This window comes from Xenorhabdus cabanillasii, assembly GCF_003386665.1.
Lineage (GTDB): Bacteria > Pseudomonadota > Gammaproteobacteria > Enterobacterales > Enterobacteriaceae > Xenorhabdus > Xenorhabdus cabanillasii.
Window position 1 is genome coordinate 2,119,726 of sequence record NZ_QTUB01000001.1, and the last position, 22,414, is coordinate 2,142,139.

16 protein-coding genes and 2 pseudogenes are annotated in these 22,414 nt (G+C 41.4%); 10 read left to right on the forward strand and 8 right to left on the reverse strand.

What is annotated here, in order from left to right; all coding sequences use genetic code 11:
- Positions 1-185: 185 nt before the first annotated feature.
- Positions 186-530 carry an iron-sulfur cluster insertion protein ErpA gene (gene erpA / locus BDD26_RS10175; RefSeq protein WP_038269425.1) on the forward strand — a complete coding sequence of 115 codons (345 nt, stop codon included), beginning with the start codon at positions 186-188 and terminating at the stop codon, positions 528-530.
- 96 nt (positions 531-626) lie between these two features.
- Here the strand turns inward: erpA and btuF are convergent, their stop codons facing one another.
- The 4 genes from btuF to mtnN form a co-directional block, all read right to left on the reverse strand.
- The gene (gene btuF, locus BDD26_RS10180; RefSeq protein ID WP_051502642.1) at positions 627-1,478 is read right to left on the reverse strand and encodes a vitamin B12 ABC transporter substrate-binding protein BtuF; all 852 of its coding nucleotides are present in this window, start codon (positions 1,476-1,478) and stop codon (positions 627-629) included.
- Between the two features lie 361 nt (positions 1,479-1,839).
- A complete protein-coding gene (locus BDD26_RS10185) occupies positions 1,840-2,148 on the reverse strand; it encodes a hypothetical protein (protein ID WP_038269427.1) in 309 nt (102 codons plus the stop codon).
- A 93-nt stretch (positions 2,149-2,241) separates the two neighbouring features.
- Positions 2,242-2,547, reverse strand: a complete 306-nt coding sequence (locus BDD26_RS10190; RefSeq protein ID WP_115826475.1) for a hypothetical protein — start codon at positions 2,545-2,547, stop codon at positions 2,242-2,244.
- Positions 2,548-3,002: 455 nt separating this feature from the next.
- Positions 3,003-3,701, reverse strand: a complete 699-nt coding sequence (gene mtnN, locus BDD26_RS10195; RefSeq protein WP_115826476.1) for a 5'-methylthioadenosine/S-adenosylhomocysteine nucleosidase — start codon at positions 3,699-3,701, stop codon at positions 3,003-3,005.
- A 154-nt stretch (positions 3,702-3,855) separates the two neighbouring features.
- Here mtnN and dgt point away from each other — a divergent pair, with 154 nt between their 5' ends.
- A complete protein-coding gene (dgt, locus tag BDD26_RS10200; protein WP_115826477.1) occupies positions 3,856-5,391 on the forward strand; it encodes a dGTPase in 1,536 nt (511 codons plus the stop codon).
- On the opposite strand, the gene BDD26_RS10205 is transcribed toward dgt, so the two are convergent.
- Positions 5,384-7,732 carry an ATP-binding protein gene (locus BDD26_RS10205; protein ID WP_115826478.1) on the reverse strand — a complete coding sequence of 783 codons (2,349 nt, stop codon included), beginning with the start codon at positions 7,730-7,732 and terminating at the stop codon, positions 5,384-5,386. The two genes, dgt and BDD26_RS10205, sit on opposite strands and share 8 nt — an antisense overlap.
- Positions 7,733-7,785: 53 nt before the next feature.
- Here BDD26_RS10205 and rlmD point away from each other — a divergent pair, with 53 nt between their 5' ends.
- Genes rlmD through mazG form a run of 3 tightly spaced genes read left to right on the forward strand, consistent with a single transcriptional unit; the run spans position 7,786 to position 12,222 of the window.
- A complete protein-coding gene (rlmD, locus tag BDD26_RS10210) occupies positions 7,786-9,168 on the forward strand; it encodes a 23S rRNA (uracil(1939)-C(5))-methyltransferase RlmD (RefSeq protein ID WP_115826479.1) in 1,383 nt (460 codons plus the stop codon).
- A 9-nt stretch (positions 9,169-9,177) separates the two neighbouring features.
- Positions 9,178-11,415 carry a GTP diphosphokinase gene (gene relA / locus BDD26_RS10215; protein WP_038259289.1) on the forward strand — a complete coding sequence of 746 codons (2,238 nt, stop codon included), beginning with the start codon at positions 9,178-9,180 and terminating at the stop codon, positions 11,413-11,415.
- A 6-nt stretch (positions 11,416-11,421) separates the two neighbouring features.
- Positions 11,422-12,222: a nucleoside triphosphate pyrophosphohydrolase gene (gene mazG / locus BDD26_RS10220; protein WP_115826480.1), complete on the forward strand. Its 801-nt coding sequence runs from the start codon at positions 11,422-11,424 to the stop codon at positions 12,220-12,222.
- A gap of 2 nt (positions 12,223-12,224) precedes the next feature.
- On the opposite strand, the pseudogene BDD26_RS20150 reads toward mazG, so the two are convergent.
- Positions 12,225-12,344: pseudogene (locus BDD26_RS20150) on the reverse strand (ribbon-helix-helix domain-containing protein); the annotation flags it as partial.
- A 397-nt stretch (positions 12,345-12,741) separates the two neighbouring features.
- Between BDD26_RS20150 and BDD26_RS10225 the strand changes: the two are divergent.
- Positions 12,742-13,134: a hypothetical protein gene (locus BDD26_RS10225; RefSeq protein WP_141557328.1), complete on the forward strand. Its 393-nt coding sequence runs from the start codon at positions 12,742-12,744 to the stop codon at positions 13,132-13,134.
- Positions 13,135-13,418: 284 nt separating this feature from the next.
- Here the strand turns inward: BDD26_RS10225 and BDD26_RS10230 are convergent.
- A pseudogene (locus BDD26_RS10230) lies at positions 13,419-13,733 on the reverse strand (transposase); the annotation flags it as partial.
- A gap of 217 nt (positions 13,734-13,950) precedes the next feature.
- Here BDD26_RS10230 and pyrG point away from each other — a divergent pair.
- From pyrG to BDD26_RS10250, 4 genes are all read left to right on the forward strand, one after another.
- Positions 13,951-15,582: a glutamine hydrolyzing CTP synthase gene (pyrG, locus tag BDD26_RS10235; protein ID WP_038259293.1), complete on the forward strand. Its 1,632-nt coding sequence runs from the start codon at positions 13,951-13,953 to the stop codon at positions 15,580-15,582.
- A gap of 90 nt (positions 15,583-15,672) precedes the next feature.
- The gene (gene eno, locus BDD26_RS10240) at positions 15,673-16,974 is read left to right on the forward strand and encodes a phosphopyruvate hydratase (protein ID WP_038259295.1); all 1,302 of its coding nucleotides are present in this window, start codon (positions 15,673-15,675) and stop codon (positions 16,972-16,974) included.
- Positions 16,975-17,346: 372 nt separating this feature from the next.
- Complete coding sequence (locus BDD26_RS10245; protein WP_115826482.1) at positions 17,347-18,732, forward strand: SLC13 family permease; 1,386 nt, start codon at positions 17,347-17,349, stop codon at positions 18,730-18,732.
- Between the two features lie 475 nt (positions 18,733-19,207).
- A complete protein-coding gene (locus BDD26_RS10250) occupies positions 19,208-20,500 on the forward strand; it encodes a dicarboxylate/amino acid:cation symporter (RefSeq protein WP_115826483.1) in 1,293 nt (430 codons plus the stop codon).
- A gap of 63 nt (positions 20,501-20,563) precedes the next feature.
- Here BDD26_RS10250 and BDD26_RS10255 read toward each other — a convergent pair whose 3' ends face one another.
- Positions 20,564-22,045: an aldehyde dehydrogenase family protein gene (locus BDD26_RS10255; RefSeq protein WP_038259299.1), complete on the reverse strand. Its 1,482-nt coding sequence runs from the start codon at positions 22,043-22,045 to the stop codon at positions 20,564-20,566.
- Positions 22,046-22,414 lie beyond the last annotated feature (369 nt).

Genomic DNA, 22,414 nt, shown 5'->3' on the forward strand with positions numbered 1-22,414 from the left:
GAGTGGGGATATATCGTGTGTACCCTGTATCTTGAAATCCATAAGGTATATATGGCAAAAACTTGAACGAATCAGTCAGGTATTAGATAATCACCGTTAACTGATCAGAAGGTTTATACCCTTTCTATTGGGTATACAACAACTTTCCGAGAACTTTTACCGGAAAACCGGACTGGAGTAAAAATATGAGCGATGATGCTGCACTACCTTTGCAGTTTACTGATGCCGCAGCCAACAAAGTTAAGGTATTGGTTGCAGATGAAGATAACCCGAACCTGCGTTTGCGGGTCTATATTACAGGTGGTGGTTGTAGCGGTTTCCAGTATGGTTTCACTTTCGATGACCAAATCAACGAAGGTGATCTAACAATTCAGAAACAAGGTGTTGAGCTGGTAGTTGATCCGATGAGCCTGCAATATCTGGTAGGTGGTAGAGTCGATTATACCGAAGGGTTGGAAGGTTCTCGCTTTATTGTCACCAACCCGAATGCAAAAACCACTTGCGGTTGTGGTTCTTCTTTTAGCATCTGATTTCACTATTTATTATTCATCAAATCCAGAATATGAGGGCAGTGGAAATATTGCCCTCATATTTATTGTCATCAGCCTTGTCCCATTGTTTATCGCTCAGCTCCGTTCAACATCGCTTAACTGTTGACATAATTGCTCTGTCGCTAAAATAATTCTCGGCCCGGCACGGCTAAACCAATCATCGTTAAGAATAATAATTCTGGTGTCTAATTGTGGCTGCCAAAATTCTGCGACTTTCTGCTTTTGTTCTTCAGTTCCACCCATCACAATAATTTCTGGTTTACGGACAAGAACTTGCTCACGATTAACCTGAGGCCACGGAACAGGGCTATCGGCAAATATATTTCTTCCTCCGCATACGGAAACAATTTCACTCTGAATAGTATGGCGGGATGAAGTAAAAATCGGATTGATGCCAAATTGTATAAATACGGGTTTAGGATTTGAGACGGCATAAGTCTGTTTTAGTTGATTGAATTTTTGCCGGATATTCGCAGCAGATTTTTGGGCTATATCAGGCTGTGAGCTGTAAGTCGCCAGACGTTCCAGCTCAGTTGCAACATCCTCTACTTTTTTTACATCAGAATAAAAAATCGGAATGCCTAAAGCAGCAAGTTGCTCTAATGGCCGTTGGGGGTTACCTCCCCGCCATGCCAGAATTAAATCAGGTTTCAGAGCAATGATCCTTTCAACATTGAGTCCTTGCCAGTCTGCGACTTGTTCCAGTTTTTTTGCAGCTTCAGGATAATCAGAGTAAGCACTGACTGCGACAAGCTGGTCGCCCATTCCCGCCGCATATGCAAGCTCAGTTGTGGAAGGAGCAAGACTGATAACACGGGATACAGCCGCATAAAGTGGGGTACTGAAAATATATAAAAAGCTATATAGAAGAAACGAAAATGCTATTGAGGTAGAGCGATGAGAGGCATTTTTCCAAAATGATTTCATTATTAATTCTCCATGTTAGTATTACAGCTCTAATTGCTCTGTAAGCAGATGTTCTCATCGGTGGCAATGTAACATCGCTGTAATCAGTGTTACAAATAAAGAAGGTGACTATAGATTTCGTGGTGCAACCACTGAATTCTGAGATTCATAGGGTATAGGGGATTTCATCAGGCATAAATATTATTTTTAATAAGTAATCTGACTATCTAACACAGAGCCTATTTTTAGGTTAATTAGGTATTAAATTAAAAAAGGTGTTGTAGAAATCGCAAACAGGGTGATTATATCGATATAGCCCCCGTTTGCTGGTTTTAAAAAATAATCCCTGTGAATCAGAGGATTACTTGAGTAGCTATTTTTATTATATTAAATCTCCGAGCAATGCTATATGATCTATAAAAGTTGTTCCTTCATGTATATGTTTCGTTACCTTCACTTTTTTATTATGTATTAATGCTAATTCTAAAACTCTCAATAATTGAGTACCAGGACTTGAATATATTCCATAAGTTAGCAGGCCATCCTCAAGTAATGTCCGGTTATATTCATCGACTATTTTAACAGATATATTACTTGAAACAGGAGATGCAACGTGAATGGAAGAAACATACCCACTAACTGAACTCTGCTGTTCTTCAATATTATTAGAGTCTTTTTCATTTTTATTCATTTTAAATTCCTCTTAATATTATATCTTTTAACAAGATTAAAATTTATTTTCGTTAGGTAAAAATAACAAAAACAGTTGGTCAGCTATATTTTATCATTTAAATATCATTACCGATTCTATAAAGCTTCCTCTCTCATCTCCATACCCCATCACTCTCACTTTCTTATTATATACAAGAGCCATTTCTAAAACTGAAAGTAATTTAGAACCAATATCCCCATTTATACCATAGGCTAATTGAGCATCATGTAGGGTTATTCTTGTGTCTGTATTCTCTATAGTAACATATATATTGTCTTTATCAGGTGCTGCAACATCTATATAAATAACATTGCCATCTGCTACAAATGGGCCATGTGGTTCATCGGTATCATTATAATTCATTGTATCTTTATGCATATTAAACCTCTATCAATATCATATATATATTAGAGAAATAAAACGAGTCTTATCATGAAAAAATGATAGAAATACTAATATATAGAAACTTCATTCAAATAGCATGAACTTATCACCTTAATATTTATTACATAAGTAATACATCAATATCTCTCCCCCTTCTTCAGGTAAACCTAACAGGTAGTAATAAATGTTAATACGTTGCTCTATCCCTATATAAATTTGATAAATAATTCAGTGAATAATATGAAGCTAAGTGCAAATAAAATATTTGGAAAGAAAACTATCAGATATTCATCATAAATATAATATCGGGGGAGTAGATAAATAATAGAGATGATAACAACCTTTTATAGTCCTTAATTACTATTAATTCCGATTATAGATCGGGATTTCAGGTGGATAGAAAAAAACAGAGGGAGATATTAGAGCCTATTCCATTAGGCCCTAATCGGTTACTGTTTGCTGAGTTCGGTCAGCATGGCGTTGACCATCCGGGTGGATTCATGTGCAGCAACAACCAGAAATTCATCAAAGCTGATGTGAGATTCCTGATCCGCAACGTCAGAGATAGCGCGAACCACAACGAAAGGCACTTTATATTGGTGACAAACGTGGCCAATGGCTGCTGCTTCCATTTCAACCGCAGCGACTTTCGGGAAAGTAGCCCGGATACGCGCTAATGGCTCAGAGCCATTGATAAAGGCATCACCGCTACATACCAGACCACGAACTGCGTTCAGATTCAGGGACTGAATACATTTTTCGGCTAAAGAAATTAATTGATTATCAGCAATAAAAGCGGGAGGACATTGTGCCATTTGACCCGGCTCATAACCAAAGGCGGTGAGATCCGCATCGTGGTAACGTACTTCTTCAGACACTACGATATCGCCTACTTTTAGTTTAGGGTCAAGACCGCCTGCGGAACCAGTATTAATCACAATATCCGGCTGGCAGTGTTCAATCAACAAGGTGGTTCCCAGTGCGGCAGAGACTTTACCGATACCGGATTTCAGCAAAGCGATGTCAACACCATCCAGCTTACCGGTATAGATCTCACAGCCACCCCGTGACAATGTTTGCAGACCGTCAATCTGGTCACGTAACAAGGTCACTTCTTGTTCCATTGCACCTATTACACCTACTTTCATTGTGTCATACTCACTTTTGTTATTAATGGACTTTTGTCAATAATGGATTGTGCCTACCAGAATAGGCCTGATTTAAACCGAAGTGTATCATTGAATCACTGTTTGCCGGGTATTCCGGCCATAAATAATCGTATTATTCGGTGTGGGGGGATTGATGCCTAAGATTGATTTCAAGCAAAAATTGAATTTCCAGCGTAAATATAGACACACTTCCATGCATTCTGCTGATGAAGAGCAGGTAAATCGTCAGTTTGAAAGTGATCGCGGGCGGATCATCAATTCAGCAGCTATTCGGCGCTTGCAACAGAAAACACAAGTGTTTCCATTGGAACGTAATGCAGCCGTGCGCAGCCGATTAACCCATTCATTGGAAGTCCAGCAGATTGGTCGTTATATCTCAAAAACGATTATTGCAGAATTGGCAAAACAGAATCTATTGGAAAAATATGGTCTGAATGAACGTTTGATTGCTTTTGAAAGCCTAGTTGAGATGGCCTGTTTGATGCACGATATCGGTAATCCCCCATTTGGTCATTTTGGTGAGGCGGCAATTAAGGATTGGTTTTCCCGTCGGCTCGATCCTGAATACTTGCCTGAGTTCGCTGAACATGTCAATCGACAAGATAAATGTCAGGTCGCAGCGTTACGTTTATGTGGTGAAGAGGAAAAAGATCTGTTCCGTCGCCAATTACGTATGGATCTATGCCAGTTTGAAGGCAATGCTCAGGCTATCCGGCTGGCGCACAGCCTGCTTAAACTGAATCTGACTTATGCCCAGATCGGCTGTATTCTGAAATACACCTGCCCGGCCTACCGCCTTGAAGAATCTCCGGCAGAATTCAGTTACCTGATGAAGAAAAAAGGTTATTACTGGTCAGAAGACAGTTTTATCGGTGAATTAAAAAAAGAGCTGCAATTAGGGGAATTCTGCCGTTTTCCACTGACATATATTATGGAAGCCGCAGATGATATCTCTTATTGTATCGCAGATCTGGACGATGCTGTTGAGAAGGACATTTTCAATGTTGAACAATTGGTGGGATATCTGAAACAGGAGTGGGAGGAAAATGGAGGTCACAGAAAAGGTGATCTGTTTGAATTCACAGTTACTCAGGCTTATAAAAAAACAACCAATAATGAAGCCCGCCGTAATGTTCATGAACAGTTTTTTATGTATCTGCGCGTATTTATTACAGGGCGGCTGGTTCCCTATACGGCTCAACGTTTTATTGATCATCTGCCTGAAATTTACGCAGGAACTTTCAATCAGGCTTTGTTGGAAGCTCACGGCGAAGAATATCGTTTATTGAGTACATTAAAAAGCGTTACACGGAAGCGGGTATTTAATCACCCGGAAGTGGAAGAGCTGGAGTTGCAGGGCTACCGAATTATTACCGGCTTATTGAATGTATATAGCCCATTGCTGGAATTATCACGACAGGATTTTCTGGAATTACACCGGAATAATTTCCACAAAAAATATTTTATTGAAACTCGCCTGTTGCACAAACTTTCTACCAAACATCGGCTGGCTTATAACGAAGCTGTGGAGGGGATCATCACCACTGATGAAGCTGAGAAAGATGTGCTCGAATTTTACTATCGTGCTCGTCTCATTCAGGACTACATCAGTGGTATGACAGACCATTATGCTTACGAGGAATATCGTAAGTTCATGGTATCTAAGTAAGCACCTTGGCAGTTCTTAATATATCAGGAACTGCCGCAATAACGTGGTTGATCTCATCAATGAACTCTAGTAATTCCGGCTCTAAATCGGCCAGAGGAGTCTCTTGTTTTAACTGTTTCTCAATAAGTTCACAAATCGCTTTTAGCCTGGGGACGCCGTTGTAACAGCAGCTACCATGTAATTTATGAACGTGATGGGCAAACGGTTTGCGATGAGATTCACCCTCTGAAGTTAATGCCTGCTCAATCATGGTCTTCATTTCTGGCAGAGATTGCACGAACATCTCCAGCATTTCCCACGCCAATGATTCTTTACCGGCAGCTTGCTGTAAAGCCAGCTGCCAATCAATAGCTTGTGGCTTTTTTGTCGGACTGTATTGATTCAGCAGGGCTTTTAAGTGAACTTCATCCAATGGTTTGGACAGACAGTCGGTAAAAGGTGAATGGACTCTGTTGTGAGTTTCATCACAGAGAAAAGCAGTGACAGCAATAATCGGAGTCTGTTTATGCTCAGGTAGTTGGTGGATCTGTTTTGAGGTTTGAATGCCATCCATATCTGCCATTTGAATATCCATCAGAATGAGGTCTAATGGGTGTTTTTCAGCCATTTGCAGGGCTTCCATACCACTACTACATAAAATGGTGTTTTCCACTTGCTCATTTAAGAGTGTGCCAATTAATTTCAAATTGGCCGGGTTATCATCTACCGCCATTACTGTCATGGGCAAACGGGGGAGCACAGGAGGCTGAGGCAAACGTTCTGGCAAAAAGCCCGACAGGATATCTTCTTTTTCCAGCCAGATATCAAAATAAAATACCGTCCCTTTAGTTGGCTCACTGGTAAAATCGATTTCTCCGTTCATTTCATTCACCAGCTTTTTGGTGATACTCAATCCTAACCCAGTACCGCCATAATGGCGGGTGATACTCGCATCAGCCTGATTGAACGCCTGAAACAGAATGGGGCGATATTCTGATTTAATACCGATGCCGGTATCGGTCACGGTAAAATCAATGTGTACCATATGGTGTCTCTGCTGACGCAGTTTGATTTCCAGCGTAATACTGCCTTTATCCGTGAATTTTATCGCATTGCCAATTAAGTTAGTGAGTATTTGCTGCAAGCGGATGGGATCACCGATCATCAGATTTGGCAACTTGTCATCAATGTAATGATACAGAGGAAGATTTTTCACATTAGCCGAAGGTGTCAGCAATTCGATAACTTCATTGACGGTATCACGCAGCAGAAAAGGCACCTGATCCAATACCAGTTTATTGGACTCCAGACGTGAAAAATCCAGAATGTCATTGATAATTTTCAGCAGATTATTAGCTGAACGCTCAATGACATAAAGATATTCAGTCTGTTGCGGTGTTATTGGTGTTTTCAACATCTGGCGGGTAAATCCAATAACGCCGTTGAGTGGTGTGCGTAATTCGTGGGACATATTCGCCAGAAATTCTGTTTTTATCCTGACCGCTTCTTGTGCCCGTTTCTTGGCAATAGTCAGTTCAACATTTTGAATTTCCAGCTGCTCCATCGTAATTTGCAGGTCAGAAGTGGCTTGGTCGATATGCAGCTGCATCTCATCTTTATACTTTGACAGGGATTTTGCCACCGTATTGATCCCGTTCTGGAGCGCAGATAATTCTCCCGGCATGGCACCTGTTACTCGCGTGTCTAACTGCCCCTGACGGATACGGTTAACTGCTTTCACCATACAATCCAGGGGTTCTGTCACCTTGCGTACCAAAATGTGGGCAAACAGCGCGGTGCCTCCAAGACAAAGGATCAGCAGAATGATAGAAGTTGCGATTTCTTTGTATTGTTGGAGCTGGGCAGCCCGTAAATCCAGATCAATGGCAATATAACCGATAGGCGTTACATTGTTGATAGCATTGCGCTCCTCATGGACAGAACTGGTTTCTGAGATAATCGGCATTTTCAGGACGATACTATTACTATCTTCTTCTTTAGTCAGGGTTGTCGGTATGGGATCATTTGGCCTGAGGCGCAGCAGATCGACATCATATTTATCATTGGAAATTTCGAATAATTTATGATGTTTATCGAAAATCGCGATAGCCATAACGATTTCGGAATTGCGGTGATGAAGGCTATTTATCAATGATTTTACGCGCTTACTGTTATCCAGATTTATCCCTACCTCACTGGCAATGGATAAAGGTTCAATAATGCTGATCCCACTACGAACTATCAGGCTTTTCAACTCGTAATAGCGGTATGAGATAAATGATATACTCACAAGCGTTCCGACCAGTAGAACAGGAACCAAAATCAGGCTCATCATACGGGTGCGTAGGCTATATTTGGTCATAAGCGTCCATTGTGGGAAAATCAAAACTCAATTTTTCAAACTCAGTCAGAATCATGGTGCAATTTTACTCCCCAAACCGTCGCTCCGTAAACCCAGGTATTATTTCAGTGACCGCAGATAATCTTGATGCTCAAGGGCAGGGTATTGCCCGTCATCAGGGAAAAACGATTTTTATTCCTGGGCTATTACCCGGTGAGCAGGCACAAATCCAACTGACAGAAGAAAAACGCCAGTTTGCTAAAGCTAAGGTAGTAAAACGGTTATCAGATAGCCCATTTCGTGTGGAACCACGCTGTCCGCATTTCAAGGTGTGTGGAGGTTGTCAACAGCAACATGTTGCGACTGAATTACAAGCTAAAACTAAAGCTGGTGTGCTTGAACATCTGATCCAACGAGAAACAGGGGTCAGTATCAGTGCTGAACCTATTATCCACAGCCCGGAATATGGGTATCGGCGCCGGGCAAGGCTTGGTCTGCAATATCAAGTCAAACAACGTAAGTTATTGCTGGGCTTTCGTCAGAGCCAGACCAACGATTTGGTGGATGTTAAACATTGTCCGGTAATGCACCCTGAGCTGGAAAAATTGTTACAGCCATTGTCTCAATGTTTAAACAGCCTGAAAGCAGTTAAGCGACTGGGGCATGTTGAATTAGTTTTGGCGAATAATAGCCCAATAGTTGTTTTACGTCATCTTGACCCCATAAAGCATGAAGACAGAGAGGCTCTGCGCATTTTTTCTGAGCAGTATAAGGTAGCGATTTATCTGGCCGGCGATGAAAAATCCCTTGAACTGTTGTCCTTTGGAGCATTGTTTCCAGGATCTCTGTCTCCTGAACATTTAGCAGAAGGACAATCTGAGCCGTGGTATCAGGTGGGTGGTTTGAAGCTGGTTTTCAGTCCGCGGGATTTTATTCAGGTTAATGATGAAGTTAACCAACAAATGGTAGCTCAGGCCCTGTCGTGGCTGGACTTGCAGCCAGAAGACCGGGTATTGGATCTTTTCTGCGGAATGGGGAACTTTACGTTACCGATAGCCACTAAAGTACAGGCAGTTGTCGGTGTGGAAGGAGTTGCGGCATTGGTTGCAAGTGGGCAATATAATGCCCGGCTAAATGGACTCAATAACATCAGTTTTTTCCACGAAAATCTGGAATCAGATATTCACCAGCAGCCTTGGGCTGCGCAGGGGTTCAATAAAGTGTTGTTGGATCCTGCCCGTGCCGGTGCTGCGGGCGTCATGTCACATATAGTAAAACTGGCCCCTGAAAAAGTGGTTTATGTTTCTTGTAATCCCACAACTTTGGCGCGGGACAGCAAAGTTTTGCTAGAGGCCGGTTATCATCTTGTTAGTGTGCGGATGCTGGATATGTTTCCGCACACTGGTCATCTGGAGTCCATGGCACTGTTCTGCCGTGAGCGGATGACCATCGAGTAGGGAGAAATTATGGTTGCGGTAAGAAGTGCTCATCTCACACCAGCAGGTGAATTTGCTGTCGATAGGTGGATTGCGAGTTTAAACATTGTTAATCCACAATCCAGTGAAAAATTAGCTGAAACATGGCATTACTGTTACGAGAAGGTTCAGGATCAGCCTGATGCAGAGCTACTGTTGTGGCGCGGTGTTGAAATGGTAGAAATCCTGTCTACGTTGAGTATGGATAATGACAGTATGCGTGCAGCACTGCTTTTTCCCTTCCTTGATGCCAAGATAGTCAGCAATGAAATAGTGACAGAAACCTTTGGTAAATCCATCACAGATTTGGTGCACGGTGTGCTGGAAATGGATGCTATCCGCCAGTTGAAAGCTACTCATACCGATTCCACTTGCTCGACTCAAGTGGATAATGTACGTCGTATGTTGCTGGCGATGGTAGAAGATTTTCGTTGTGTGGTTATTAAACTGGCAGAACGGATCGCCTACTTGCGGGAAGTCAAAGATGCCAGTGAAGATGAACGGGTATTGGTCGCAAAAGAGTGTTCCAATATCTATGCACCTCTTGCCAACCGACTGGGTATTGGTCAGTTAAAATGGGAGCTGGAAGATTTTTGCTTCCGTTACCTGCATCCTGATGAATATAAAAAAATAGCTAGTCTTTTACATGAACGCAGGATTGATCGTGAGCAGTATATAGAAAAATTTATCACGACCTTGCGTCGGTATATGCTCAAAGAAGGGATCTCCGCAGATATTTACGGGCGTCCCAAACATATTTACAGCATTTGGCGCAAGATGCAGAAAAAAGCCCTCTCTTTTGATGAACTGTTCGATGTGCGTGCAGTCCGTATTGTCGTTGAACGGTTACAGGATTGCTATGCGGCGTTGGGGATAGTGCATACTCACTATCGTCATTTGCCGGATGAATTTGATGATTATGTTGCCAACCCGAAACCGAACGGTTATCAATCAATCCATACTGTGGTACTGGGGCCAAACGGTAAAACACTTGAAATCCAAATCCGTACCCGTCAGATGCATGATGATGCTGAGCTTGGAGTAGCCGCCCACTGGAAATATAAAGAAGGCACAGCGATTGGTGGCGGTAAATCAGGCAGTTATGAAAACCGGATTGCATGGTTGCGGAAACTGATCGCATGGCAGGAAGAAATGGCAGATACCGGCGAGATGCTGGACGAAGTCCGCAGTCAGGTATTTGATGATCGTGTTTATGTTTTCACACCAAAAGGGGATGTAATTGATTTACCGATTGGTTCAACACCGCTGGATTTTGCTTATCATATTCACAGTGATGTCGGTCATCGCTGCATCGGGGCGAAAATTGGCGGGCGGATTGTGCCGTTCAGTTATCAGCTCCAGATGGGGGATCAGATTGAAGTCATCACCCAGAAACACCCCAATCCAAGCCGTGACTGGCTGAATCCGAACCTTGGCTATGTCACTACCAGCCGTGGACGGGCGAAGATCCATAACTGGTTCCGTAAGCAGGATCGCGATAAGAACATTATTGCCGGACGTCAGATGCTGGACAATGAACTGACACATTTAGGCGTTACGCTTAAAGAGGCTGAAAAAGAACTTATTGCCCGCTATAACGTGAATTCGTTAGAAGAAGTTCTGGCTGGTATCGGTGTGGGCGATATCCGTATTCACCAACTGGCGAATTTCCTGCAAAGCAAATTCAATAAAACCACGGCAGAAGAAGCAGATCGTGAGGCACTCCGTAGTCTGGAGAACAAAACATATTCTCCGCGCAATATGCAAAAAGATAATGGCCGGGTTGTCGTAGAGGGTGTTGGTAATCTGATGCACCATATTGCCCGTTGCTGCCAGCCGATTCCGGGAGATGATATTGTTGGGTTTATTACACGTGGACGCGGAATTTCCATCCACAGAGCAAGCTGTGATCAATTGGCTGAACTGGAAATCAGCGCCCCAGAACGGGTTGTGGATGCTGTGTGGGGAGAGAGTTATTCCAGTGGTTATTCCCTTGTCGTGCGGGTAATTGCTAATGACCGCAGCGGATTACTGCGTGATATCACCACAATACTTGCTAATGAGAAAGTCAATGTACTTGGTGTCAGTAGCCGCAGCGATGTGAAGCAGCAACTGGCTACGATTGATATGAACATTGAGATTTATAATTTACAGGTGTTGGGACGAGTGCTGGCGAAACTCAACCAACTGCCTGATGTCATTGAAGCCAGACGCCTGCACGGTGATTAGAAAAATATGGATAAGATAAATACAACCTCAATTGAACGTCTCAAAGAGATTATGGCGCAACTGCGCCATCCTCAACTTGGTTGCCCATGGGATAAGGTACAAACTTCTTCTACTATTGCTCCTTACACGCTGGAAGAAACCTATGAAGTCATTGATGCTATTGAACGCAATGATACCAATGCTCTGAAAGAAGAACTGGGTGATTTGCTGTTTCACATTGTCTTTTATGCCCAGATGGCACAAGAAGAGCAATTGTTCAATTTTGACGATATTTGTGACGCGGTTTGCGACAAACTGGAGCGCAGGCACCCGCACATTTTCAATCAACAGTCAGATATCAGCAGTGAAGAAGCTATCGGGAGTTGGGAGCAACGTAAGACAGCAGAAAGAGCCGCAAAAGATCAACATTCGGTATTGGATGACATTCCCGCCAGTCTGCCTGCACTGATGAAAGCGTATAAAATCCAGAAACGCTGTGCTTCTGTTGGTTTTGATTGGGATACCGTCGGACCCGTACTGGATAAAGTTTATGAAGAGATCGACGAGGTGATGGATGAAGCGAAACAGGCGGTTGTAATTGATGCGCGTGTGGAGGAAGAACTTGGCGATTTACTGTTTGCAGTAGTTAACTTATCCCGCCATTTAGGGCATAAACCTGAAATGGCGTTACAAAAAGCTTGTCAGAAATTTGAAAGCCGCTTTCGTAATGTTGAGAGGCTTCTCCACGATAAAGGATTGTCATTGGAAACTGCCACATTGGATCAAATGGAAGCGATGTGGCAGAGGGTGAAAAAACAGCAATCTTAATTTTAATCGGGTTGCAGTTCATGCCGGGCAGCTTCGGCAATAAAATGGCTGCGATCCCGATATCTTAAAGGATGTTGCTTAACCTGATTATTAATGCGTTTTATAAGTGTGTCAGGTAATGAGCAACTGTCTTTCACTTTGAACTTTAAACCGTGTGGTCTGGATCATTACGAAGTGCCACAGCGGCAAAGTGGGTATCGGTACAAACAGAAATATATAAAAAAAGATAACCATTCAATACATAACTAAAAAATTCCACCCAGAAACTATAATCTTGTACTACACTAATAGTGTGTCTATAGTAAATATATCTCTCGTCTCTGTCGATTTAATTACTGACAAAATCAATTGTGACGATTCATAATATAATACTGAGACAAATCTTTTTAAGGCTAAAATTGGAAACGATTTTACCAAAGTCATGTTTATAACCAATAACATAGGGAATTTGAGTTGCAATAAATGTCTGGTTAATAAAAAAGTAGAAATACAGTTATGAATAATACGGGAGAAATTATTATGTCTGATATAAGAAAAGGAAAAGTTTTCCTTTCTACTTGGTGGGATAACAGTAAGATTAAGTTAGTGATAATTCGTCACCGCAGAGGTAATCATCATGATGAAGAAGAATCTCGGATTTTAGAGGATTTTGGTTCGTACGAACGAGAAATACCTGTCATGGATATTACATATGATGTAAGTTTGAACCCACAATCCGATTGTTGGCGGGTATTGATTATCACAGATGACTGGAAAGTATATACAATAAAAGATGATTACTTTTGCAATCTCAAAAACGATGATAATGGTAATGTTCATATAAAACTTAACAATGGACGAATGCAAATGTATGTAAGTTTTTCCTCCTCCGATGGTTGCATACAAGATATTTATAAAATTGGTGAGTGGTAAATATTTCAGAGATGTAATATTTTTATATTTTATTTAATAACATTTATATTAAAATTAACAGTCAAATCTGACAATTACAATAAAAGCCATCTTTCGGAGAACTCAATAAAAATTTTATAATTAAAATGCAAAAGTTAGTGCCATTTAAAAAAACGAGTAAAACGAAATTTATTATTAATCATGAAAACAAAAGATTAATTATTTTCAATAAGTCTAGCGAATAAGGCAGACAATATAGTTGCCTTGTTCGCTAGAATAACTAAATTTGTTTTATATGTACCCAATTAACTTGAAGATGCAGGATTCAAGATTTGAAAAATATCATTCAAGCGGTAAATAAGTTCATTGGCTTTTTCTTTCAGCATGACATTAAAGAAGTGATGAATCTCCTCGTGAAAGACGATGGGGTTCGCAAGATAATGGTTATTGCACACGTGTTCATTCATGTATTTCCAAAGTCGCTCCGCCGGATTTAGGTTGGGGCTGTGAGGAGGGAGATAGTGCAGCTCAATATTGAGGACAACTGCGATGTCTTTTACCAATTCTGTACGGTAATAGAATGCACCATCCAGAATGATGTGGATTTTTTGTGAAAGGGGAGGGACGTTTCCCGAATGGCACCGTGAGGGCACACATAGTGTTGAGATATGGTGTTGAGATGAGTACGGCTGTAGTAGGACTCCAATGTTATTTAGTTTTCTTTGGAATTGGATAGATAAAAGAGATAGAGTTTGTAGCACATTTAAGGTTAGGGTATACTGCTTTCCCGTCCTGTTATATTCATCATCCTTTTAAACCTAAACTTTCAGGTTCAGCATGAAAACTAATTATATTTTTGTGACCGGCGGGGTCGTATCCTCTCTGGGTAAAGGCATTGCCGCAGCCTCTTTGGCGGCCATACTCGAAGCCCGTGGACTCAATGTCACCATTATGAAACTGGACCCGTATATCAACGTTGATCCAGGTACAATGAGCCCAACCCAACACGGGGAAGTTTTCGTTACCGAAGATGGCGCTGAAACTGATCTCGATTTAGGCCATTACGAACGTTTCATTCGAACCAAAATGACACGTCGCAATAACTTCACGACAGGTCGTGTTTACTCCGAAGTTCTGCGCAAAGAACGCCGTGGCGATTATCTGGGCGCAACCATTCAGGTTATTCCTCACATCACTAATGAAATCAAAGACCGTATCATCCGTGGCGCGGAAGGTTACGATGTTGTGCTGGTGGAAATTGGCGGTACTGTAGGTGATATCGAATCCCTGCCATTCCTTGAAGCTATTCGTCAGATGGCGGTAGAAGTCGGCCGTGAGAATACTCTGTTTATGCATCTGACTCTGGTGCCTTATATGGCAGCAGCAGGCGAAGTGAAAACTAAACCTACCCAGCATTCTGTGAAAGAGCTGCTTTCCATTGGTATTCAGCCGGATGTTTTGATCTGCCGTTCAGATCGCACTATTCCAGCTAATGAGCGGGCGAAAATTGCACTTTTCTGTAACGTACCAGAAAAAGCCGTTATCTCTTTAAAAGATGTTGATTCTATTTATAAAATTCCTGCCCTCTTGAAATCTCAGGGCTTAGATGATTATATTTGTAAACGATTCAGCATCGAATGCTCAGAAGCTGACCTGTCTGAATGGGAACAGGTTATTTATGAAGAAGCAAATCCGTCAGGCGAAGTGACCATCGGTATGGTGGGCAAATATATTGAGCTGCCGGATGCGTATAAATCAGTTATTGAAGCACTGAAGCACGGTGGATTGAAAAATCGTCTGACCGTCAACATCAAACTGATTGATTCTCAGGACGTCGAAACCCGCGGTGTTGAAGTATTGAAAGATCTGGATGCGATTCTGGTGCCAGGTGGTTTCGGTGGTCGTGGCATCGAAGGCAAAATTATGACAGCACGTTACGCCCGTGAAAATAAAGTCCCTTACCTGGGAATTTGTCTGGGCATGCAGGTTGCCCTGATTGAATTTGCACGTAATGTTGCAGGTATGGAAAGGGCTAACTCTACTGAATTTGAGCCTGAATGTAAGTTACCAGTTGTAGGTCTGATCACTGAATGGCGTGATGAGAACGGCAACTTAGAAGTACGCAGTGAAGAGAGCGATCTCGGCGGAACGATGCGTGTTGGTGGCCAATTGTGTCATCTGACTGAAAACAGTCTGGTACGTAAACTTTATGGTCAGGACGATATTATTGAACGTCACCGCCATCGTTATGAAGTGAACAATCTATTGTTGAAACGCATTGAAGACGCGGGCTTACGTGTTGCCGGCCGCTCAATCGACAATAAATTGGTGGAAATCATTGAGAACCCGAACCATCCATGGTTTGTGGCATGTCAGTTCCACCCTGAATTTACTTCAACGCCTCGCGATGGTCATCCGTTATTTGCCGGTTTTGTTGAAGCCGCCCGCAAATACCAGAAAGGCCAGTGAAATAAAATATGGGGTGATTGATGGGGGGTTACTCGATCCTTTGAGTGACCATCAATTGCCCGGAATTTAACTTGTACTGAGGAAAACCTAATGTCCAAAATCGTTAAAGTGCTCGGCCGTGAAATCATCGACTCCCGTGGTAATCCAACGGTAGAAGCAGAAGTACATCTGGAAGGCGGCTTTGTTGGTCTGGCTGCGGCACCATCAGGTGCATCAACGGGTTCTCGTGAAGCGCTGGAACTGCGTGATGGCGATAAATCCCGTTTTATGGGTAAAGGTGTACTGAAAGCAATTGCAGCGGTTAACGGTCCAATTGCTCAGGCTCTGGTTGGTCAGGATGCGAAAGATCAGGTCAATATCGATAAGATCATGATCGAATTGGATGGTACTGAAAACAAATCTAACTTCGGTGCTAACGCGATTTTGGCCGTTTCCCTTGCGAACGCCAAAGCGGCGGCAGCGGCAAAAGGTATGCCTCTGTACGAGCATATTGCTGAACTGAACGGTACTCCGGGTAAATTCTCCATGCCTCTGCCAATGATGAACATCATCAATGGTGGTGAGCATGCTGACAACAACGTGGATATTCAGGAATTCATGATCCAGCCAGTAGGTGCGGGCACGCTGAAAGAAGCGGTACGTATGGGTTCTGAAGTTTTCCATAATCTGGCAAAGGTACTGAAAGCAAAAGGCATGAGTACTGCGGTGGGCGATGAAGGTGGTTATGCACCAAATTTGGAATCTAACGCAGCAGCACTGGCAGCTATCAAAGAAGCCGTAGAAAAAGCAGGTTATGTACTGGGTAAAGACATCACTCTGGCAATGGACTGTGCTGCTTCTGAATTCTATAACGAAGAAACCGGTAACTATGAACTGAAAGGTGAAGGTAAGACTTTCACTTCTCAGGAATTCACTCATTACCTGGAAGGGCTGACTAAAGAATATCCAATTGTTTCTATTGAAGATGGCCTGAATGAATCTGATTGGGAAGGTTTTGCTTACCAGACTAAAGTACTGGGCGATAAAATCCAGTTGGTTGGTGACGATCTGTTCGTAACCAATACTAAGATCCTGAAAGAAGGTATTGAAAAAGGTATTGCTAACTCCATCCTGATTAAATTCAACCAGATTGGCTCTCTGACTGAGACGCTGGCTGCAATCAAGATGGCAAAAGATGCAGGTTACACTGCGGTTATCTCTCACCGTTCTGGTGAAACTGAAGACGCAACTATTGCTGACCTGGCAGTAGGTACTGCGGCAGGTCAAATCAAGACTGGTTCTATGAGCCGTTCTGACCGTGTTGCTAAATACAATCAGCTGATCCGTATCGAAGAAGCATTGGGTAACCGTGCTCCTTTCAATGGCCTGAGAGAAGTGAAAGGTCAGGCATAATTGTTGGCTGGCTTCGATAAAAAATAAATATTATTTATATTTTGGCGGAAGAGTAATACTCTTTCGCCTTTCTTAAAAAGACAGTTTTAGCTACGTGCTTTTTTCTTTATTGCATAATGGAGGGTTATTTAACCATTCGTAAAATAAGAAATGTGACATAACTCCTTAAATTATGTTCTTTTTTTACTCTTTTAATTAATAAATAAGCAAATCTCGCGTAGCAGATCCCAAAATTGCATACCTTGTATTTTATTTATCGTTCAGACTCCTTATTATTTCGCATGTAATGTAATTCTTTAATATTTATGGCAATGATTCATTAATTATCTTTTTACATTACAGAATCATGTATCATTGTTTTATGGAGTCTTCATGGACGCTTCTGAATCTTTAACCCCAGCGGTTGGGCCAATACCCTCAAGTAAAAGAGGCTTAATTATTCTCGCGCTGGATATCATTTTGCTAATTGCTTTGCTGAAGTTTTTGCCTTATAGCGAAAAAGCAAATGCAGGTTTGGCATTAATGGCATTTATCGGGGTGTTATGGCTGACCGAAGCCATTCACGTCACTATTACTGCACTTTGTGTTCCAATTCTGGCGGTCGGAATGGGATTGATGAATACAGGTGATGCGCTGAAATCTTTTGCAAACCCAATTATCTTTTTGTTTTTTGGTGGCTTTGCACTGGCGACAGCACTGCATATTCAAGGTCTGGACAGACTGATAGCTAACCGTCTTCTGATGATTGCCCGTGGGCGTTTATCAATGGCGGTCATGCTGATATTTGGTATCACGGCTCTACTTTCGATGTGGATTAGCAATACAGCGACCGCAGCGATGATGTTGCCACTGGTTCTGGGTATTCTGGCTAATCTGGATGTCCGTACTGAACGCAATACCTTTGTTTTTGTGTTGTTGGGTGTGGCATATAGCGCCAGTATTGGTGGTCTGGGCACGCTGGTAGGTAGCCCACCCAATGCGATTGCGGCAGCACAGTTAGGTATGGATTTCATTACATGGATGAAGTACGGCGTACCCATGGTGATCATCCTGTTACCCGTTATGGTGATGCTGATGTATATCATGTTGCGTCCGAATCTGGATCATAAATTTGATCTGAAACTGGAGCATCTGGAATGGAATAGTAAACGTGTTATCGCCATGTTTATTTTCCTGCTGGCTGTTGTTTGCTGGATTTTCAGTTCCCTCATCAGTGATGCCCTTGGCGGTATAAAAGACTTAGATACTATGATTGCCGTGAGTGCTGCTATCCTGATTGGCATTACTGGTGTATCAACATGGTCACAGATCCAAAATAACACTGAATGGGGTGTTTTGATGCTGTTTGGTGGCGGTCTGACACTGAGCTCTGTTCTGAAAAACTCTGGTGCAAGCGAAGTTATGGCGAATGGCATGGCTGCAACATTTGGCTCAAGTTCGTGGTTTGTGATTATTGTTGCTATTGCTACATTCATTATCTTTCTGACTGAATTTACCAGTAATACAGCCAGTGCCGCGTTACTTGTCCCTATTTTTGCCACCGTTGCAGAAGCACTGGGAATGCCGGTTATTGTACTGACCATGATTATCGGTATTGGTGCATCATGTGCATTTATGCTACCTGTAGCCACACCACCGAATGCTATTGTGTATGGCACTGGCTATATCAAGCAGATTGAGATGGTACGGGTGGGTTTTGTGCTGAACCTGGCATGTATTGCGATTATTTCTGTAATTGCCTGGTTCTTCTGGGTGTAATTTTTATCAATAAATAAAACCGCCACCGAAAAGGTGGCGATTTTATTTATGAGTATTGAAAAACGGCCAAAAACCGTTGATAAAAAAGTGCGTATTAGTGATTGAGAAGGATCTTAATATTAATCAGGTGATTTAATAATAATCCGTGAATTTTTGTGACATTGAATACATTTTCCAGAACAAATTAAATGAAATAAAAGATATTCTTATTGTAGATACTAGATACAGTAATATTTGATAATAGTGAAAGTTATAGTATTAAGTTTTTTGTGCAACTAATAAAATACAGTAGGTGTTTTATATGTATGCTGATATTGTAGTATTTTTGCGATGCAAATTAATTTATTTCGTCTGCATTACCATAATATTCATATTGTAAGTGTATCAATATAACCGAAGAATGATCCATAAAATCAGACTCATAAAGTAAGAAGAGTGGGATTGAGCCATAATAACATTAACAATAGGGTATACTATGCGTCACAGTTTAAAGAATAAACCGGTGTATAAGATCCTTTACGTACAAGTCATTTTTGCAATTGTACTGGGTGTTTCTCTTGGCCATTTTTATCCGGATATCGGTGAATCACTTAAACCGTTAGGTGATGCTTTCATCAAGATTGTAAAAATGATTATTGCTCCTGTTATTTTTCTGACCGTTGTAACAGGAATAGCAAGTATGAATAATATGAAAGCAGTTGGCAGTGTCGTTGGAAAATCAATGTTATATTTTCTGACGTTTTCAACGCTTGCTTTAATTATTGGTTTAATGGTCGCGAATATTATTCGCCCCGGTGATGGACTGAATATCTCATCTGAATCGTTGGATGGTAGTAAAGTCGCGGGTTATGTGAAGAAAGCTCATGAATCATCTGTTGTCGGTTTTCTTATGGATGTGATACCTGAAACTGTTGTCAGCCCGCTTGTAAATGGCAATATTCTTCAGGTTTTATTTATTTCTGTTATTTTTGGCCTCTCGTTAGCATTAACAGGGAAAAAAGGCGAACCTGTATTAGTATTTTTACAAAGTCTCTCAGAATCTATTTTTAAAATGGTAAGTATGTTAATGAAACTGGCTCCAATTGGTGCATTTGGAGCAATGGCATTTACCATTGGAAAATATGGTATCTCATCTATTGGTAATTTAATGATGTTAATCGCCACTTTCTACATTACGTCATTACTCTTTATTCTGATTGTTTTGGGGGCCGTTGCTAAATATAATGGATTTTCCATCATACAATTAATGAAATATATTAAAGATGAGCTGTTTTTAGTATTAGGGACATCTTCTTCTGAAGCAGCTTTACCTAGCTTAATGAGAAAAATGGAGAATGCAGGTTGTGAAAAATCTGTTGTCGGATTAGTTATCCCGACAGGTTATTCATTCAATCTTGATGGTACTAATATTTATATGACAATGGCTGCTTTGTTTATTGCTCAGGCTACTGGTATTAATTTAACTCTCACAGAGCAAATTTCTTTATTATTAATTGCCATGATCAGTTCAAAAGGTGCCGCAGGTATTACAGGAGCTGGTTTTATTACTTTGGCTGCAACTCTATCTGTTGTACCAAGTATTCCAATAGCGGGTATGGCACTTATTTTAGGCATTGATAGATTTATGTCTGAATGTCGTGCATTGACCAATTTCGTCGGTAATGCCTGTGCTTGTATTGTTATAGCCCGTTGGGAAAATGCTTTGGATAAAGAAAAAATGAATCGAGTATTAAATGGTGAAATGCCAGGCTCTGTAAGAGAATTATAGGCGTCTTGAATCGCCACCTTAAAGGTGGCGATTATTTTTCGGGATGATTTTATTTTAAAATGATTATTCTTTGGTGCTGATATAGATATTTTTAACCTGAGTATAAGCATCCAAAATCATTTTATGTGTTTCTCTCCCAAGCCCTGATTTTTTATAACCACCAAATGGTGCGTGGGCAGGAAGTTCATGATAAGTATTGATCCACATACGGCCAGTCTTCACAGCCTTAGCGACACGCAGAGCGCGATTAATATCCTGTGTCCAGACCGCACCAGCCAGACCATATTCTGAATCATTAGCCATCTCCACGACTTCGTCTTCATCACTGAATGGAATAACACAGAGAACTGGCCCGAAGATTTCTTCCTGTGCCACACGCATATCATTGGTCACATTAGTGAGAATTGTTGGCTGAACAAAGAATCCATCATCATATCCTGTTCCTGTTATACGCTTACCACCAGTAAGGATGGTTGCTCCTTCCTGTTCAGCAAGATCAATATAACTCAGGATCGTATTCATTTGCTCTTTGCTGACCTGACAGCCCATTTCAGTTGCAGGATCCATTGGATCGCCGACTTGAACAGATTCGAAGACAGTTTTCAACGATTGCAGGAATGAATCATAGATATCTTTATGCAGGAATAGACGTGCACCAGATTCACAAGCCTGTCCCTGATTCAGCAAAATAGCGTTAGCTGCATATTTGACAGCTTTTTTCATATTGGCATCAGGGAAAATGATATTGGCTGATTTTCCTCCTAGCTCCAGTGTGGCCGGAATAAGTCTCTTAGCGGCGGCGGCTGCAACGTTGTAACCGACTTCTGTTGAGCCTGTAAAGGCTACTTTGTCAATACTTTCATGATCAAGAATTGCCTGACCGACAACAGAACCACGACCTGTGACAATATTGACAACGCCCGCTGGAAGAACTTGATTTATGATACGTCCTAATTCCAGCAAACTAATGGGAGTCAGGCTGGCAGGGTTGATAACCACGGTATTACCCGCAGCTAAGGCAGGAGCAAGTTTCCAGGCTGCCATCAGCAGTGGGAAGTTCCAGGGAATGATTTGCCCGATTACACCGATTGGCTCTCTGATCACCAGACTCAGGTTATCATCATCAATGACATCCATTGCATCAGAGTGAGAGCGGATCACACCTGCAAAATAACGGAAATGATCGATAGCAAAAGGAATGTCAAAATTGCGGCATAAAGCTTGTGTCTTACCACCATCTAATGTTTCAAGGGTGATAAAGCGTTCTGCTTCTGCTTCCAATAAGTCAGCAATTTTCAACAAGATGGATTGTCTTTCTGCCGCTGAAGTTTTGCTCCAGGCGGGTAAGGCTTGGGTTGCTGCCTGAACGGCAAGTTCAACATCCTGAGCATTTCCCGCCGCATATTCAGTCAGTAATTCTCCAGTTGCCGGGTTATAGCTTTTCATTGTTTCTTTTGAAACACTATCTACCCATTCACCACCAATCAGCATCTTATAAGACTTAGCGGGTAATAGTTCTTTTGCGATATCATGTAATTTCTTCATCATATTCTCCAGGTACTTTGATTTTTGGGTATGCTAAACCATCTGCTCAAAGAGTATTATTGGATTAATTCTTAAATTCGGATTTAAATATAAAAATCTTGTATCAATAAATAAGGGGGGATAATTGATTTTTATAATAAAATAATAAACATACGGAATAAATTTTGAGAATTATTATTGATATATGATTACAGTTTGTGTGGTCTATTTTTGCGATCTTTTTCAAAAAGTTACCGAAGGAGTAGTTTAAATGACGATAAACAGCTTAATGATACAAGATAATAAATAAACAATTTGTCAATATGTTCATATTTAATGATGATTTTTTTAGTTAAGATGATTTATTTTTTCAGCACTCTGCTATTATTA